Annotated in this window: 14 protein-coding genes; 3 read left to right on the top strand and 11 right to left on the bottom strand. The window is 67.3% G+C overall.

Features of this window, described 5'->3' with window-relative positions; all coding sequences use genetic code 11:
- The first annotated feature begins 221 nt into the window (after window positions 1-221).
- Together ACXR2T_RS07190 and ACXR2T_RS07185 are read left to right on the top strand one after the other, a co-directional pair.
- Window positions 222-1,808, top strand: coding sequence for a helix-turn-helix domain-containing protein (locus ACXR2T_RS07190; RefSeq protein WP_458838657.1), 1,587 nt, complete (start codon window positions 222-224; stop codon window positions 1,806-1,808).
- Between the two features lie 3 nt (window positions 1,809-1,811).
- Window positions 1,812-1,985, top strand: coding sequence for a hypothetical protein (locus tag ACXR2T_RS07185; protein ID WP_458838656.1), 174 nt, complete (start codon window positions 1,812-1,814; stop codon window positions 1,983-1,985).
- 111 nt (window positions 1,986-2,096) lie between these two features.
- Here the strand turns inward: ACXR2T_RS07185 and ACXR2T_RS07180 are convergent, their stop codons facing one another.
- From ACXR2T_RS07180 to ACXR2T_RS07130, 11 genes are all read right to left on the bottom strand, one after another.
- A complete protein-coding gene (locus tag ACXR2T_RS07180; protein ID WP_458838655.1) occupies window positions 2,097-2,936 on the bottom strand; it encodes an SDR family oxidoreductase in 840 nt (279 codons plus the stop codon).
- 72 nt (window positions 2,937-3,008) lie between these two features.
- Window positions 3,009-4,067: a Gfo/Idh/MocA family protein gene (locus ACXR2T_RS07175; RefSeq protein WP_458838654.1), complete on the bottom strand. Its 1,059-nt coding sequence runs from the start codon at window positions 4,065-4,067 to the stop codon at window positions 3,009-3,011.
- On the bottom strand, window positions 4,064-4,948 hold the full coding sequence (locus ACXR2T_RS07170) for a sugar phosphate isomerase/epimerase family protein (RefSeq protein ID WP_458838653.1): 885 nt from the start codon (window positions 4,946-4,948) through the stop codon (window positions 4,064-4,066). Before ACXR2T_RS07170 ends, ACXR2T_RS07175 begins: the two co-directional genes overlap by 4 nt.
- A 37-nt stretch (window positions 4,949-4,985) precedes the next feature.
- Window positions 4,986-6,224 carry a Gfo/Idh/MocA family protein gene (locus ACXR2T_RS07165; RefSeq protein ID WP_458838652.1) on the bottom strand — a complete coding sequence of 413 codons (1,239 nt, stop codon included), beginning with the start codon at window positions 6,222-6,224 and terminating at the stop codon, window positions 4,986-4,988.
- Window positions 6,225-6,650: 426 nt separating this feature from the next.
- Window positions 6,651-7,568, bottom strand: a complete 918-nt coding sequence (locus ACXR2T_RS07160; RefSeq protein ID WP_458838651.1) for an ATP-binding cassette domain-containing protein — start codon at window positions 7,566-7,568, stop codon at window positions 6,651-6,653.
- The gene (locus ACXR2T_RS07155) at window positions 7,565-8,611 is read right to left on the bottom strand and encodes an ABC transporter permease (protein WP_458816498.1); all 1,047 of its coding nucleotides are present in this window, start codon (window positions 8,609-8,611) and stop codon (window positions 7,565-7,567) included. The genes ACXR2T_RS07160 and ACXR2T_RS07155 overlap by 4 nt, the downstream gene beginning before the upstream one ends.
- A gap of 22 nt (window positions 8,612-8,633) precedes the next feature.
- On the bottom strand, window positions 8,634-9,614 hold the full coding sequence (locus tag ACXR2T_RS07150) for a sugar ABC transporter substrate-binding protein (protein WP_458838672.1): 981 nt from the start codon (window positions 9,612-9,614) through the stop codon (window positions 8,634-8,636).
- A gap of 94 nt (window positions 9,615-9,708) precedes the next feature.
- Window positions 9,709-10,749: an NAD(P)-dependent oxidoreductase gene (locus ACXR2T_RS07145; RefSeq protein ID WP_458838650.1), complete on the bottom strand. Its 1,041-nt coding sequence runs from the start codon at window positions 10,747-10,749 to the stop codon at window positions 9,709-9,711.
- Window positions 10,746-11,591, bottom strand: coding sequence for an HpcH/HpaI aldolase family protein (locus ACXR2T_RS07140; RefSeq protein ID WP_458838649.1), 846 nt, complete (start codon window positions 11,589-11,591; stop codon window positions 10,746-10,748). The genes ACXR2T_RS07145 and ACXR2T_RS07140 overlap by 4 nt, the downstream gene beginning before the upstream one ends.
- Window positions 11,588-13,537 (bottom strand): 3D-(3,5/4)-trihydroxycyclohexane-1,2-dione acylhydrolase (decyclizing), encoded by a 1,950-nt coding sequence (iolD, locus tag ACXR2T_RS07135; RefSeq protein ID WP_458838648.1) that lies wholly within the window; start codon window positions 13,535-13,537, stop codon window positions 11,588-11,590. Before iolD ends, ACXR2T_RS07140 begins: the two co-directional genes overlap by 4 nt.
- Before the next feature lie 109 nt (window positions 13,538-13,646).
- The gene (locus ACXR2T_RS07130; protein WP_458838647.1) at window positions 13,647-15,116 is read right to left on the bottom strand and encodes an aldehyde dehydrogenase family protein; all 1,470 of its coding nucleotides are present in this window, start codon (window positions 15,114-15,116) and stop codon (window positions 13,647-13,649) included.
- Window positions 15,117-15,258: 142 nt separating this feature from the next.
- Between ACXR2T_RS07130 and ACXR2T_RS07125 the strand changes: the two genes are divergently transcribed.
- Complete coding sequence (locus ACXR2T_RS07125) at window positions 15,259-16,404, top strand: LacI family DNA-binding transcriptional regulator (RefSeq protein ID WP_458838646.1); 1,146 nt, start codon at window positions 15,259-15,261, stop codon at window positions 16,402-16,404.
- Window position 16,405: the final 1 nt, after the last annotated feature.

Raw genomic sequence — 16,405 nt, 5'->3', positions numbered from 1 at the left:
CACAGCCATGCGGCTGATCGCAGGTTGACCGTAGGTGGCGCCGTCGCGCTATACACCCAATGCTCACCCTGCGGGGGTGAATTGCGAACCAAATGAATGAACTTGCTGAAAAAGACTACATTCTTGTGGCCGGGCTATATACTCTTAGCGCACCAGTCGTGTTCTACGACCGTAGGCAGATTTTTGCGGTCGGGCGACATCGGTGGAAAAGAGATAGTACGTTGCCTTTTGCGCCTTCTACCCCGCCAATTGACGACGCTTTTGCAGACGCACAAATTGCCCTTGCGCACCAGGCTCTGACGGCAGGAGACACCAACGAGGCTGTGCAGATACTGCTGAAGAATTGGATCGGGTTACTCACCGGCCCTAGGCATCGTGAACTCGACGCCCTGTGTGCGCGCCTACCGCACGAAGTCGCTGAAGATCCCCGCATTCTGGCGATTAAGGCCTGCTCGCAAGACGCTCTGGGCTCTGACAAGCTCGCCCAGATTCTTCTTGCCCGAGCGCAAACGTTGGCTGCAGCGCTGACGTCGCCAACTGAGCTCCGGCAGCACCCTGACCTCGAGTGGCATCTCGGTTTTGCAGAAATGGTTCTTCTCGATGACCGCGCTCGCGTGATCGCCGTTACCGACCGTGTGTGGAGTTTGCTCGGCGAGGGTGTACAGATCGAATCACACAGCCGCGCCGCCGCGTTTCACCACATCGGTTGGGCTTACCTGCGCCACAGAGGCTCACCCGAACGCGGCATCCAGGCCCTCACCTTCGCCGTGCGCGAGTCCACTGCACTTGGCGACACAGTGCTGCGCAATCGCGCAACGCGCCACCTAGCTTTCATTCTCGCCTGGGTCGGCAAGATTCGTGCGGCGCAGCAAGCTCTCAGCCGGGTTGACGACCTCCCCGAACCCGTGACCTCCTGGCAGCTCAATAGCGTCGGTGATGTGCAGGCAGCAGAGGCCTATATCGCCTATCTCAACAACGACCTCGAGCTCGCAAAGAAGAGCATCTCGAACATCAAAGGTAGCGACACGCAGGTCGTCTCCTTCACCGGAACGGCCAGGTTCCTCTTCATACTCACGGCGGCCGCGTCTCGGGATCCCTCGCTCATGCGACGCGCGGCCCTCGAACTACAGCACATTCCTCGGCAGGACTCACGGGGGGTCTCGTGGGAGGCATTCCACAGAATGTGCCAGGCCGTATTGTCGGAGGCCACCGGCGGCCGCGACCGGGCGCTCGCGATCGCCCGCAAATTCTCGGGCACTGAGGACATGCCGCTCGTGATCGTGGTGCTCGCGGGGATTCTGCGACGCGCGGGGCAAGTGAACGAAGCTTTGGGCATGCTTCAGAACCTACGCAAATACCAACAGATGTCGTACGTGCGCGTGGCTACGCTGTCGACGGGTGCCATTAGTTCGTCACTCAGCGGCAACCCCGCGGCCGCGCACGAGCTACTCGAGCTGGCGTTAGAGGCGGCCGAAGAGGAGGGCATCTGCCGTCCGTTCTGCGAGTGGGACCTTGAGCTACGCAAACTCCTGACCGAGCATCTCGCGTGGGGCACCCGGTACTCCGAGTTCATCACCGGCTGCTTCTCGCAAAAGACCGAATCGCACCCGCTGCACGAACTCTCAAAGCGCGAACGCCTCGTTCTCGCGCAGCTACGCACCACTCGCACGCTCGCCGAGATTGCTGAAGCGCTCGGAGTCTCTCCCAACACCGTAAAAACACAGGCTGGATCCATCTACCGCAAACTCGGAGTCAAGTCACGCAAAGAGGCGATCAGCGTCATCGTCGAGGACGCACTTGGCCCTTAGAGCGTGTCTGGCAAACCTGTCGCTGTCGTGATGTCCCCGGCTGAGCGTGATGAGCAGCGTAGGGCGCTCAAGGAAGCTGAACTGCGCATTCTTGCGATCGCCACCACGCTGGCTGCCGACAGGTCACGCATGGTGTCTGCTGACGAGGCCCGGGAGTCGCTTCTTGCAGCAGAATAAGAAGCTACTGCAAGACCACGCGGAGGTAGTTTTTGCGGACCACTGCGTCGAGTGGTTGGGCAGCAACCTCACGGCAACGGAGCGCGACAGGCACGGCGAAACCCCTCAAAACTACTGGTCGTACGCCCCCGGAACGTTCTGATCCCAGTCGATAATCGACCCGGTCACCACGCCGCTGCGATCACTCAGCAAGAACACGATCGCGTCGGCAATCTCGTCGGGCTGGCCCAGCTTGCCCATCGGCTGCGCGGCCGAGGCCGCCGCCAGCCAGTCATCAGCGGCGCCGTGAAAGTTCTTCTGCGTCTGTGCCTCACCTGGCGTCGCGGTCCAGCCGATGTTGAGGCCGTTAATGCGCACCCGGTCGAAGCGGTGCGCAAACGCCGCGTTGCGGGTGAGCCCCGCGAGCCCCGCCTTCGCGGCCACGTAGGGCGCGAGGTACGGCTGCCCGCCGTGCATCGCCATTGACACGATGTTCACGATCGTGCCGGGCTCGCCGCGCCGCACCATGTCGGCGACGGCGCCCTGCATCGTCATGAACGGCACCGCGAGGTTCAGGGTGAGGTGTTCGTTCAACAGCTCGCGGCTCGTGTCGAGCAGCGTGCCCCGGCTCGTCGCGCCAGCCGCGTTCACGAGGCTGTCGACGCGGCCAAACCGCGCGATCGTCTCGGCGACCGCGCGCTCGGCCTCACCGTCGACGCTCAGGTCGGCAATCACCGCGTGAGCTTCAACTCCTGCGCTGGCTGCGGCGCCGGTGCCCGCTGCGGCGCCGGGTGTCGATCCGGATCCCGCCGCACGGATCGCCTCGAGCGCGACCTCGGCCTTCGCGGCGCTGCGGCCCACGATCACGACGCCCGCGGCGCCCTCGCGCGCGGCAGCGCAGGCGACCGCGAGCCCGAGGCCCTGCGTGCCGCCGGTGACGAGTACGATCTTGCCCTGCATGAGTGCCTGCATGACGCTCCCTGTTTTCACTTCAGTGGTGGTTTCGTGGGTGCCGCACCTCGGTGCGAGCCATTGAGGTCGACGTTAGTCTTCGAGGCGGGCCGGGCGCAGCGGCAGCCCCGTCGCCGTGTAAATCTCGTCGATGAGTGCCATCGTGTTGCGCGAGCGGGCGAGGCGCTCGCTGTCTCGCACCCCCGCGCGCAGCTCGCGGCGCACACGCTCGAGCTGGTACACGTACGAAGAAGTCGTGCCGACGCGCTCGGTGCGCTCGGTTGCCTCTGCGCCGGCCCCTGCAGCGCCAGTGCGCACGATGAGCCGGTCGTCCTCTTGCGGCTTCACAAAGTTGGGTGTGAGGAGCGAGCCCACGGTGCCCACAAGTTCAAGCGCGAAGTCGAACTCGCTGTGCTGCATGTTGGTGCGCATGGTGACCTGCGCGTCACCGAGCGTGAACTCGGCGTCGACGGCCGCATCGACTCGCGGGTCGGGTGCGTAGGGGGTGGTCTGCGCGCCGTCGAGCGTGAGCGACTTGCCCGTCGCGTCGCCGATCGTGAGCAGCGCGTGCAACGCGTAGCAGCCCAGGTCCATCATCGCGCCGCCGGCGAGGTCGTAGCTCCACCGCGGGTCATGCGCCCCCGGATCGGGCATGCGCATGTGCACCCGCACCTCGCGCAGGTCGCCGATCTCGCGCGCTTGAAGCAGCTCGAGTATGCGGGCGATGAGCGGGTGATCGGCGTAGTGAAACGCCTCCCACGCCCAGCCGGGCGAGGTGTCGAGGCGCTGCACGACCCGGTCAAACTCTGCGAGGTTTGCGGCGAACGGCTTCTCTGCGAGAACTGAGCGGCCCGCCTCGAGCGCGCGCGCCGTCCAGTCGGCGTGAAGCCCGTTGGGCAGACCGATGTAGACGACATCGAGCGAGTCGTCGGCGATGAGGGCCGCGTAGTCGTCGTGGGTGGCGGCGAAGCCGTGCTCGGCCGCGTATGCGGTGGCGCGCTGCGGGTCGCGCGCGGCGACGGCGGCCCGCTCATCGCCCGTGTGCGCGGTCGCTTCGAGGATCGCGAGCTCGGCGATGCGGGAGGCCCCAAGCATGCCGATGCGCAGCGGCTGTGGAGTCTGCGACTGCGGAGTCTGCGACTGCGAGGTCATGATGCGACCGCCTGTCGAATGAACGCCACGCTCTTGCGCGCGTTCTCGAGCGCGCGGGCGGCGTCGTCTTCGTTCTCGACGACGGTGTCTTGCTCGAGCACGTACCAGCCGTCGAACCCTGCGCTCGCGAGTGCCTCGACGATCTCGCCGACGCGCGCGTCGCCCTCACCCAGCGCTTGATACATGCCCTGCCGCACGCCCTCGCGGTAGTCGATCTCGCCCGCGCGCACGCGCTTCGCCACGGCCACGCTCACGTCTTTCAGGTGCGCGTGCACGATGCGGTCGCCGTGCTGGCGCACCAGCTCCACCGGGTCACCACCGCCGAGCGTGAAGTGGCCGGTGTCGAGGCACAGACCAATCGTTGACCCCTCCACGACACGGCCTACCGCCTCTGGGGTTTCGATCAGTGTGCCCATGTGCGGGTGCAGCGTAGCCACCACGCCCACCGCGGCGGCCGCGCGCTGCACGCGATCGAGGTTGGTGAGGAGCGTCTGCCATTCGACATCGCTGAGCTGCGGCGCCTCGTCGTAGCCGTCGGCTCCCGTGACCGCTGCGAGCACGAGGGTGGATGCGCCCGCTGCGACGTAGGCCTCGAGTTCGCGTTCGATCGCGGGGAGCGGGTCCTCGGCCGACCCGGCCTCTGCCGACTTGTGCAGCACCGCGGGGTAGAAGCCACCCACCGCGCTCAGGCCCGCGTCGGCGAGCACGCGCGCACGCTCGGCGGGCGCGTCGGGCAGAAAGCCCTCGGGGCCAAACTCGGTTGCGGTGATGCCGAGTGACACCATCTCGCCGAGCACCCGGTCGCGGCCGAGCTGCTCGCCCCAGCCGGGCACTTCGATGACACCCCAGCTAATGGGGGCTGATGCGATGCGTGCGTTCATGTCGTGACTCCTTCGTCGTAAGTGTGGTGGCTGGGCGCTAGTCGGTGGCGCCCGTTGGGGTGGTCGCCGCGGTGGTGCCCGCTACGGGTGCGCTGGCCTCCCAGCGGCGATCTGCCGCCGAGCGTTCGGCCGCCGAGATGACCTGTGCGGCAGACAGCGCGTCTTGAATGTTGGAGTTCACGGCGGTGCGGCCTGCGACGGCCTCCAGGAACTTCTTCGCCTCGATGACCTTTAGGTCGTCGTACCCCATCGAGGTGCCCGCGCCGGGCTGGAACCTGCCGAAGTCACCCATGCCGGGGCTCGCCATGACGCGCGTGTACCCCTGGTGAGCGGCGCCCAGGCCGCTCGAGATGTGCAGCTCGTTCATGCGCTCGAAATCCCAGTGGGCCGAGCCGTTGGTGCCGTAGACCTCGATACCGTAGCTGGCGCGCGGGCCCACGGCCACGCGTGACGCTTCGAGCGTGCCGACGGCGCCGTGTGCGACTGCGTCGCCCGAGAGCTTCACGAGCATCGCCGCATAGTCCTCGTTCTCGACCGATTTCATGTCGCCGTCTTCGATCACCGCGAAGTGAGTGCCGGTGCCCATGGGCAGCTCGGGCCGTTCGGTGTAGACGGTAGAGGTGACGGCACTAACCTCGGCGATCGGGCCGAGCGAGTACTGCACGAGGTCGACGAGGTGACCCATCAGGTCGCCCAGTACGCCTGAGCCCGCCAGGTTGCGAATGAAGCGCCACGACAGCGCACCGCGGGGGTCAGCCGAGTAGTCGGCGAACATGTGTCCGCGCACGTTCGTGATGCGGCCGAGCTCGCCGCTCGCGATGAGCTGCTTCAGGTGCTCGATCGCGGGCGCGTGGCGGTAGTTGAATCCGATCGTGCTGACTACGCCGGCCTCGGCCGCCGCTTCAGAGACCGCGCGGGTTTCGTCTTCGCCGCGGCCCACGGGCTTTTCGACCCAGAAGTGCTTGCCCGCCTTCGCGGCTGCAATCGAGATCTCGGCGTGCAAAAAGTTGGGGGCGCAGATCGACACAACGTCAACCTCGGGGTCGTTCAAGACCGCGTGGTAGTCGGCCGAGGCACGCTCGTAGCCGAGCACCTCGACAGCCTCCTGCGCCCGCGCGGGTGCGGTGTCGGCCGCGTGCACGAGCCGTGTCTTGATGCCCAGGTCGGGGTACGCGTAGCGCAAGTTCGAGTATGCGCGGCTGTGCAGCTGGCCCATCCAGCCCACGCTAATGAGGCCCACGCCGATGGTGATGGTGCCGTCTTCGTTCGTCTGCATCTGAGATTCTTTCGTCGAGGTGGGCTGAGATGCCTGTCACCGGGTGCGCCGTTGCAGGGGCCCAAACGTGAAATATGGACCGGTCCAAATTGTAAGTACATAATGAGTTTTGTGTCAAGCCGTTGCGGGATTGCTGCTCGGCGCGTCGCTTCGCGCACCAGTCTCGCGTCAAGCATCTCGTTACCCGAAAAACTGATGCTTGACGCCGGATCGGTGCGGCTAGCGACGCTCGACGCGCGACGCGCGACGGCCATTGCGCCCACACCAGTGAAGCTCGCGTGGGTGAGCGCCGCAACGAGGATGCAGCGGGGTGCGGTCACAGGGACTCCGGCTGGGCTGAGGTGGGCAGTGAACTCAGGGGAGCGCAGAAAGAGGGGGCGCCCTGCTGGGCACCCCCTCTCGTCTAGCTAGGCCGCGAGCCGAACGCTAGCGCTCGTCTTCCTCAGGAATCACGACGTTTACGACCTCGGTGACGGTGACCCGGCCCACTCCTGCAGCCTCGTCCTCTTCAATCTCGTCACGAATCGTGCGCACCGTGTCGGTGCTCGTGCCCACCTGGCGCAGCTCGTGCACGAGCTGCTCGAGCTCGGCCCCGCCAGCCATGAGGCCCGTGAGCTCTTCAAGTGAAATGTCTGCCTTCTCGTGGTAGCCGATGCTCTGGCCGCGCTTGAGCAGCAGAAACCGGTCACCGACGGGATAGGCGTGGTGCGGGTTGTGCGTGATGAAGATCACGCCGAGACCGCGGTCGCGCGCCTGAATGATGTAGCGCAGCACGACACCCGACTGCTTCACGCCGAGGGCGGCGGTCGGCTCGTCGAGGATGAGCACCTTCGCGCCGAAGTACACGGCGCGCGCGATCGCTACACACTGCCGTTCGCCGCCCGAGAGGGTGCCAATCGGCTGGTCGACGTCGCGCAGGTCGATGCCCATGTCGAGCAGTTCCTTCTTCGCCGTCTCGCGCATGAACTCGATGTCGAGGCGTTTGAACGGGCCCCAACCAATCGTTTTCTCGGAGCCCAAGAAGAAGTTGCGCCACACCGGCATCAGCGGTGCGACCGCGAGATCCTGGTAGACCGTTGCGATCCCCTTGTTGAGCGCTTCACGGGGCGAATCAAGCTTGACCGCCTCGCCTTCGATGAGAAACTCGCCGCCGGTGTGCTGGTGCAGGCCAGCAATAATTTTAATGAGGGTGGACTTGCCGGCGCCGTTATCGCCGAGCACGCACATCACCTCGCCGGGGCTCACCTTGAGGCTGACATCGCGCAGGGCGATGATGTTGCCGTAGCGCTTCTCGGCGTCACGTAACTCTACGAGCGGCGTGGCCGTTGCTGTTGTGGCGTTCACTTTTTACCTCCCTGCGCTGCGCGGCGCTGCAGCGTGAAGTTGAGCACGGTCGCTCCCAGCAGCATGGCGCCGAGGAAGAACTTGAGCCAGTCGGGGTTCCACTCGGCGTACACGACGCCCTTGAGTGCCATGCCGTAGATCAGCGCACCGATGGCGCCGCCGAGCGCCGAGCCGTAGCCGCCCGTCATGAGGCAGCCGCCGACGACCGCGGCGATGATGTAGAGGAACTCGTTGCCGATGCCCTCGCCCGACTGCACGGTCTTGAACGCGAACAGCTGGTGCATGCCCAGCAGCCACGCACAGAAGCTCACGCCCATGTAGAGGCCGATCTTGGTCTTCACGACCGGCACGCCGACAGCGCGTGCCGCGTCGGGCGCGCCACCCGACGCAAAGATCCAGTTGCCAATGCGGGTGCGCTTCAAGATCCAGGTTGCGACTGCCACGAGCAGGATCCAGTAGAAGACCGTGATCTTCACCTTCACCCCGAACACCGGAACATCTGATGCGAACACGGCGGCGGCCGACTCGAAGCCCGGCCACCCCGCGATCGACGGGGCAGCGACCCCGCCCGTGATCAGTCGCGTTACACCCAGGTTGAGGCCCGTCAGCATGAAGAACGTGGCCAGGGTGATGATAAAGCTCGAGAGTTTCGTCTTCGTCAACAGCCAGCCGTTGAGCAACCCAACGAGCAGCGAGAACACGAGACCGATCGTGGCCCCGACCCAGACGTTGCCGCCGAACCAGTACATGAACAGGGACGATGACAGTGCGGCTGAGATGACGCCGACACCGGCCGACAGGTCGACCTCGCCGCCGATCATCAAGAGCGAGACACCGACCGCCATGATGCCCACGGTGGATGCACCGTAGAGAATCGTGGCGATCGAGTCAGGCTTGGTGAACTGCGGTGCGACGACCGCAAACATGATGGCCAAGACGAGTGCTGCTGTGCTGGCGCCCGCCTCAGGCTTCGAGAAGAAGCGCGTGAAGAGGTTGCCGGTGGCAATACGCTCATCAAATTTTGGCGCAGTGGCTGTAGACATAGATTTCAACTCTCTCGCAGCTTTACTTGAACTGCGCGGCAACGCTCTCAGCGTTGTCGGCGTTCACAACAGCGGGGCCGGTGAGCACTGCCTGGCCGCCGCCGAGCACGTAGCCACCCTCGTGGAACAGGCGCACCGCTTCTACCGACTCGTAGCCCTGCATGAACGGCTGCTGGTCGATACCGAAGAGCATCGTGCCGTCCTTGATCGCTGCGTACACGTCAGAGTTCAGGTCGGTCGTGGCGAGCGTGGCTGAGCTACCGGCGTCCTTGATCGCGTCAACAGCGGTCATGGCGAAGGGCGCACCGAGGGTCAGCACGGCGTCGATGTCTTTGTTGGTCTGCAGCTTGGACGTGATTGTCGAAGCAACGTTTGTCATGTCGGTGCCCTGCACGTACAGCACCTCCGAGGTGCCTTCGAGAGTGTCGGCGAGGCCTTCGCAGCGCGACTCGAGGCCGACGTGGCCCTGCTCCTGGATCACGCAGACGACCTTCTTCAGGCCAGCCTCGTTGAACTGTTCGCCCGCTGCCTGGCCCGCGATGAACTCGTTCTGGCCGAAGTGGGCGAGTACGCCCATGTCCTTGTACTCGTTCTCGCCCGCGTTGATGCTAAACACGGGGATCCCCGCTTCAACAGCCTTCTTCACCTCGCCTGACATGGCGTCGGCCTTCGCGAGGGTGACAACGATGCCGTCGACACCCTGGTCTACCGCCTGCTGCACGAGCTGCGCCTGGCGCGCACCATCGGGATCCGAGGTGTACAGCAGCTCGATGTTGTTGCGCGACTCGGCCTTCTCGGCACCGGCCCGGATCGTGTCCCAGAACGTGTCGCCGGGGGCCGCGTGCGTGATCATCGCGACCTTGAGCTTGTCTTCTTTAATAGCGTTGCCATCGTCGCCGCCAGCCGCGCCACCACCGGCGCCCGCGGGGCTGCCACAAGCGGCGAGGAGCAGGGCTCCGGTTGCTGCGATGCCGGCGAAACCGACTCGGGTCCAGCGCTTCATTTGTGACTTCATTGTCTTCACTCCATCGTGTTAATTGAACTAATGTCGTTACAAAGCTTTAGCTCTGCTCTGTACAGTACAGCAAGTTTTCGCGTCAGGCGACCTTTACGATAAAGGTTGGATAACGACCCGCGAGACTCTCGCGCACCGCCTCTGCCGCCATCTGAAATGTAGCGGCCATGGCCGCCTCAGAAAGCCCAGAGGTGTGCGGGCTGAGAAGCACGCGGGGGTCGTGCGCGAGCGGGTGCCCGCGCATCGGCTCCGCCGCAAACACGTCGAGGCCGACGCCCGCGAGAGTCCCCGAGCCGAGCCCCCACGCGAGTGTATCGGTTGATACGAGTTCGGCGCGGGCGCAGTTCACGAGCACGAGACCCGGCTGCGCCGTCGCCAGCAACTCACGCGGCAGCAACTCACCGTCACCGCCCGGCAGGTGCAGCGTAATCGCGTCGGCCCGCCGCACGGCTTCTGCGAGTGTCACGTTCTCAAACTCTTCGGCCTGCACGAACGGGTCGTGCACGAGCACGCGCATACCAAACGCGGTGGCAAACCCCGCGATCACACGGCCGATGCGGCCGAACCCGATCACCGCGAGCGTCTTGCCGTGCGCGTCGCCTGGCACGGGCACCGCGTCGCTGCCCCAGCGGTCCCCTGCGACGAACGCGTGCGACTGCGGCACCCGCTTAATGAGCGCGAGCAGCATCGCAAACGCCCCCTCTGCGACCGCGCGGGCGTTGCTGCCCGGCGTCACCGCGACGGCGATGCCGCGCTCGTGGCACGCGCCGACATCGACGCGCTCGACGCCCACGCCGGTACGCGCGACGACGCGCAGCGCGGGCATGTGCGCAAGCAGTGCCCGGTCGACGTCGTACGCTGCCCGCACGATCGCGCCCTCGGCGGCCGCGAGGTCGCCCGCATCGGGCTCGGGCTCAAATCGCACCCCGGCGCCCAAGTGCGGCAGCACCAGCGCCGGATCAACGGGCCCGAGCCCCACGACGAGCGGGCTGGATCCTGCGATCGGCTTCGCCGCCGCAGGAAGACCGGAAGATGAAGACGCCGCCGCAGGAAGACCGGAAGATGAAGACGCCGCCGCAGGAAGACCGGAAGATGAAGACGCCGCCGCAGGCGTGGCCGTCATGACGCTGCCCCGAGGTCGGGGAGCGCGCCGCGCACGGTCGCAGCGAGCAGCGTCGCATCAGACCCGATCGCGATGAACTTGAAGCCGCGTGCAAGGTACGCCTCGGCCCCCGCCCGGTCGTTCGTGAGAATGCCCGCGACCTTGCCGTGTGCACGGCAGGCGGCAACCACCCGGTCGAGCGCCTCCTGAAACACGGGGGCGTCAAACTGGCGCGGCACGCCGAGCGCGTAGCTCAGGTCCTGCGGGCCCACGAACAAGACGTCGGCGCCGGGTGTCGCAGCGATCGCGTCGAGCTCGGCCATCGCTCCGGCCGTCTCGATCTGCACGATGCCCGCGGCGCGGTCGTTCGCGGCGTCGAGCGCCTCCACCTCGCCACCCCAGCGGGCAGCACGGTTATAGGTTGCGACACCGCGGTCTCCCTCGGGCGGGTACAGTCGGTGCCTCAGCGCGGCCGCCGCCTCTGCCGCACTCGAGATGCGCGGCAGCATCACGCCCGCCGCCCCCGCGTCGAGCACCCGCCCGACCCGTATGCGGTCGGGCTGCTCCACGCGCACGAGCGTCGCGGTGCCGTAACCGCCTGCCGCGGCAACGATCGAACCGACCTCGGCCTCGTCACCGCCACCGTGCTCAAGGTCTGCGAGCACCCAGTCGAGCCCGGCCGAGGCACACACCTCGGCCGCGGCGACCGAGCCGAGCCCCAAGAACGTGCCGACCGTGGGCTCGCCCGCGAGAAACCGGGCGCGCAGGGCGCGGCCCGCGGCCAGCGGGCCGGCAGCTTGGAACGATCCGGCGCTCACAGCTGCCGCGCTCACAGCTGCCGCACCAGATTCTGCCGCGCTCATCCGTGCCACCGCTGGTTCGCGCGACCCTCGAGGTAGTCGGCGAGCTCGACGCTCGTATCGGGCGCCTGCGACACCTCGGCGGGAGAAACGTCCCACCACACCTCTGAACTGGGCAGGTCCACGTGAGGAATGGTGGGCACAACGATGACGACCGGGCCCTTGACCTCGCGCGTCTCGGCGAGCGCCTGGCGCACCTCGTCGGCGGTGTACGGCTTGCGCACCACCGCGCCGAGGCCGGCCGCGATCTGGGTCAGGTCGATGTTGAGGTAGTCACCCTCGAGCCGGCCCGCATCGGAGCCCGCGAGCGATCCGCCCGCTTCGCGGTAACGAAACTCGTTGCCAAAGTGCTCGCCCGTGCGCCACATCTGCAGCCGACGAATCACCTGGTACCCGTGGTTTTCTGACACCACGAGCGTGAACGGAATGCGCTCTTGCGCCGCGGTCACGATCTCGGTGGGTGCCATCACGAAGGTGCCGTCGCCAATAAACGCGGTGACGCGGTGGCTGGGGTCGGGGTCGGCGAGGCGCACGCCCATCGCCGCGGGCAGCTCGTAGCCCATGCATGAGAACCCAAACTCGAGGTGCGCGTGGCGCCCGTTCGTGGCGTCCCACACCTTCTGTAGATCGCCGGGAGGGCCGCCGGCCGCGGCGACGATCGTGTCGCCGGGCTGCGCGTGCTCCTGCAGCAGGCCGATGAGCTGGCCCTGCGTGAGGATCGCATCGGTGTCGGGCACCTCGGGCCGAGTGGCCTTGTCGAATACCTGGTCTGCGTCAAGCGCCCGCGCCCGCGCCGGGGCCCACTTGGCGCGCGCGGCCTCGACATCGGCGGCCCAGTCGGCCGCGACGCGGTAGTCGCCGAGCGCCTCGGTGAGCGCGTCGAGCGCGAGACCCGCGTCGGCGAGCGCGGCGTACGCGCCCTGCTTCACGGCATCGTGCTCGACAACATTGATCGACGCGAACTTGACGTTCTCGCCCTGGAAGATGGACTGCGAGGCGGTCGCAAAGTCGGTGAGGCGGGTGCCGATGTGCAGCACGAGGTCGGCGCGCTCTGCGAGCCGGTTCGTCTCGGGCGAGCCCTCGAGCCCGATGCCGTCAACGCGGAACGGGCCGTCGCTCGTAACCGCGCCCTTACCCGCGAACGTCTCGCTGATCGGCAGGCCGGTGCGGCGGCCGAGCTCGGTGAGGCGCTCTTGCGCGTCGGAGTAGATCACACCGCCGCCCGCGATCACGAGCGGGCGCTTGGCCGCACGCAGCAGGCGCGCGATCTCGGCAATCTCGGCCGCGTCGGGCACACGGCGCCGAATCACCCAGTCTTTCTCGTCGAAGAACTCGACGGGAAAGTCGTAGGCGTGCGACTGCACGTCTTGTGGCAGTGCGAGCACGACGGCGCCGGTCTCCTCGGGGTTCGCGAGCACCCGAAACGCCTGCGGCAGCGCCGTGAGCAGCTGCTCGGGGCGGTTGATGCGGTCGAAGAACCGCGAGATGGGGCGAAACGCGTCGTTGACGGTCACATCTGGGGTGCCCGGCAGGTCGATCTGCTGCAGCACGGGGCCCTGGCGGCGCGTGGCGTAGGTGTCGCCGGGGAAGAGCAGCAGCGGGATCCGGTTCACGGTCGCGAGCGCCGCCGCGGTCACGAGGTTCGTGGCACCCGGGCCAACCGACGCGGTAACCGCGAGGGTCTGTCGGCGCTTGGTGGCTTTCGCGAAGCCAGTGGCGAGATGCGCGATGGCCTGCTCGTTGCGGCCCTGCACAAACGGGAGGCTGTCTGCATACTCGGCAAACGCCTGGCCGAGCCCGGCGACGTTGCCGTGGCCGAAGATGCCGAGCGCCGCGGGGACGAAGCGGCGTCGGACGCCGTCTGCGACCGTGTACTGGGCGGCCGTGTACTTCACGATCGCCTGGGAGACCGTAAGACGTACGGTCTTGCCCGAGAGTCCTTGCACCATTGCTGTGCTCCTTATTGCTTGCTGGTTATGTTGTTGTAGTTCTTGTGCGGGTCCTGCGCGAGCGCCCTCCCCGTCATCCTGCGCGAGGAACGAGTCGCAGGATCCACCCCTAGCTGTGCAGAATCACGGTCTTCACCTCGGTCATCTCCTCGACCGTGGCGCGCACGCCCTCCTTGCCGTACCCGCTGGCCTTGAAGCCGCCATACGGCATCAGGTCTGCACGCCACAGCGGCGTCCACCCGAGGTGCACGCTGCCCGCGTCGATTTCGCGCATCGCGCGCACCCCCTCGGAGAGGGTGCCACCGAAGACACCTGCGGCGAGGCCATACGGGGTGCCGTTGGCCGCATCGATCGCCGCGTCAAACGAGTCGACGGTGGTGACCGCGACGGCGGGCCCAAAGAGTTCTTCTTGCGCGAGCGCCTGGCGCGTATCGACGCCCGCCACAATCGCGGGTGACACGAACGCACCGTCGCGTGCGCCGCCGGTCAGAAGCCGCGCACCCTCGGTGACCGCCTGCGCGATGCTGCGCTCGACGCGCTCAGCCTCGCGCTCGGTAATGAGCGGGCCGAGCGTCGTGCCCTGGGCCGACGGGTCGCCCATGCGAATCGCCTCGACCTTGGGCACGAGTGCGTCGAGAAAGTCGCGCTCGATATCGCGGTGCACGATCACGCGCTGCACCGAGATGCACACCTGGCCACCGTTGACGTAACCGCCCGCCGCCACCGCCGCGGCCGCCTTCTCGAGGTCGGCGCCGGGCAAGATCAAGGTCGGTGACGACGCCCCGAGCTCGAGCGACAGCTTCTTGATACCCGCGATACGTGCGATGTGCTCTCCCACGCCCGTTGATCCGGTGAATGAGATTTTGCGCACGCGAGGGTCGCTCACGAGCGTGTCGCCGATCGAGCCGCCCGCGCCGGTGATCACCGAGAGGACGCCCTCGGGGAGGCCGGCCTCGATGAACAGCTGCGCGAGCGCGAGCGCGGTGAGCGGGGTGGCGCCCGCGGGCTTGAGCACAACCGCGTTGCCTGCGGCGAGCGCGGGGGCGAGCTTGTGCAGCACGAGCAGTGCCGGGTAGTTGAAAGGGGTGATCGCGACGACGATGCCGACGGGCTGTCGCAGGGTGAATCCGACCTTGTCTTGACCGGTGCCGGGGTTCGCGTCGAGGGGCAGCGAGTCGCCGTAGAGCTGTGTGCCTTCGTGTGCGGCGAGGCGAATGATGGCGCCCGAGCGGCGCGCTTCACCGAGGGCTTCGGCGAGCGGCTTGCCGTTCTCGGCCGAGATCGTGGCACCAAGCTGGTCTGCCCGCGCGTCGGCAAGATCTGCGGCGCGCTGCAAGATCACGGCGCGCTCGTGGGCGGGGGTGCGGCGCCAGATGGCCGCCCCGCGCTCGGCGGCGTCGAGGGCGGCGAGCGCGTCCGCCGGGCTGGCGAGCGCGACCTCGCCGACGGCGCGGCCGTCAAACGGTGAGCGCACTTCGGCGCGGTTGCCCGTGGCGGCTTCGCGCCATTCGCCGCCAATGAGCAGCCCGTAGCTGCCGTGTTCGCTCGTGCCCTGCCCTGCGCTGGTGTGATTGCTCATTGGTGCGCCCTTGCCCGTCGTCGTTGATGTAGATCGCAGCTGATGTGATTCAGCGATCGTTTGGACCGGTCCAAATTGTAAGCACATGGTGCCTGGTTCGTCAACCTCGCACGCGGGCGCCCCGCCGTGGCACGATAGACGCGTGACCTCCCGTGACGACGCGCCCCCCGCCTCAGCCGCTCCCCACGCCCGCCCCACCATGCGCGACGTGGCCGAGCGCGTCGGTCTCTCGCGGCAGCTCGTGTCGATCGTGCTGCGCGGCGCCCCCGGCGCGAGCGAGGCCTCACGCGAGCGCATTCTGGCCGCGGCACGCGAGCTCGGCTACCACCCCGACGACTCGGCGCGCATGCTGCGCCGGCGCCGCAGCGGCCAGATCGGCGTGCTCTTCACCATGCGACAGCCCTTCGAGGTCGACCTCGTCGAAGCCCTGTACCGTCGCGCCGCCGAACGCGGATTCGCGCTCGCCCTGAGCACGATGAGCGCGTCTCGCTCACAAGAAACCGCTCTCGCCGAGCTCATGCGGCAGCGCATCGAAGCGCTCATCGTGCTCGACGCGCACGAGGGCAACGAAGAGTTCATCGGCCTCCCCGCGGGGATCCCCACGCTGCTGCTCGGCGGCCCCGCCTCCCCCGAGCCGCACGACAGCGTCGATGTCGAGAACCGCTCGGGCATCGCCCTCGCTGTCGAGCACCTCGCCGCGCTCGGCCACGAGCGCATCGCGTACGTAGGGCCCGAGGCGGGCCCCAACGCCGCCGAGCGCCTCACGGGGTACCGCGACGCCATGCGCTCGCTGGGTTTTTCGAGCCGGATCGTCCCGAGCGCCTTCACCGAGGAGGGCGGGCACCTGGCCGCCACCGCGCTCCTCGCCGAGCTTCGCCCCGCCCTACCCGTGCGCTCCGTTGCGGGGCCCACTGAGCGCTCCGCTGCGGCGCACGCCGGGCGGGCGATATCGAGCAGCCAGTCGGCACCCACCGCGCTGATCTGCGTGAATGACCACTGTGCGATTGGTGCGCTGCAGACGCTGGTGCGCGCGGGGGTGCGCGTGCCCGAAGACGTGTCGATCATCGGCTTTGACGACAGCAGCGCGGCGGCGCTGCCGTTCGTGCAGCTCACAAGTGTGCGACCAGACCCCGACCGCATGGCGCAGCTCGCCATCGAGACCGTGCATGCGAGGCTCGAGCACCCCGACACGGCCGCCACCACGCTGCGCGTGACCCCCACGCTCACCCTGCGCGCGAGCACTGCCCCGCCCGCCGCACCTGCCGCACCTGCCGCGACCCGGGTCTAGC

This window comes from Leucobacter faecis (genome assembly GCF_054456635.2).
The sequence above is the reverse complement of the archived record's forward strand: the minus strand, read 5'-3'. Positions and strand labels throughout refer to the sequence as shown.

Excerpts from the sequence above, each read along its gene's own strand:
- ACXR2T_RS07180 (WP_458838655.1), bottom strand. The coding sequence starts at position 2,936 with ATGCAGGCACTCATGCAGGGCAAGATCGTACTCGTCACCGGCGGCACG.
- ACXR2T_RS07175 (WP_458838654.1), bottom strand. The coding sequence starts at position 4,067 with ATGACCTCGCAGTCGCAGACTCCGCAGTCGCAGACTCCACAGCCGCTG.
- ACXR2T_RS07170 (WP_458838653.1), bottom strand. The coding sequence starts at position 4,948 with ATGAACGCACGCATCGCATCAGCCCCCATTAGCTGGGGTGTCATCGAA.
- ACXR2T_RS07165 (WP_458838652.1), bottom strand. The coding sequence starts at position 6,224 with ATGCAGACGAACGAAGACGGCACCATCACCATCGGCGTGGGCCTCATT.
- ACXR2T_RS07155 (WP_458816498.1), bottom strand. The coding sequence starts at position 8,611 with ATGTCTACAGCCACTGCGCCAAAATTTGATGAGCGTATTGCCACCGGC.
- ACXR2T_RS07150 (WP_458838672.1), bottom strand. The coding sequence starts at position 9,614 with ATGAAGCGCTGGACCCGAGTCGGTTTCGCCGGCATCGCAGCAACCGGA.
- ACXR2T_RS07145 (WP_458838650.1), bottom strand. The coding sequence starts at position 10,749 with ATGACGGCCACGCCTGCGGCGGCGTCTTCATCTTCCGGTCTTCCTGCG.
- ACXR2T_RS07140 (WP_458838649.1), bottom strand. The coding sequence starts at position 11,591 with ATGAGCGCGGCAGAATCTGGTGCGGCAGCTGTGAGCGCGGCAGCTGTG.
- iolD (WP_458838648.1), bottom strand. The coding sequence starts at position 13,537 with ATGGTGCAAGGACTCTCGGGCAAGACCGTACGTCTTACGGTCTCCCAG.
- ACXR2T_RS07130 (WP_458838647.1), bottom strand. The coding sequence starts at position 15,116 with ATGAGCAATCACACCAGCGCAGGGCAGGGCACGAGCGAACACGGCAGC.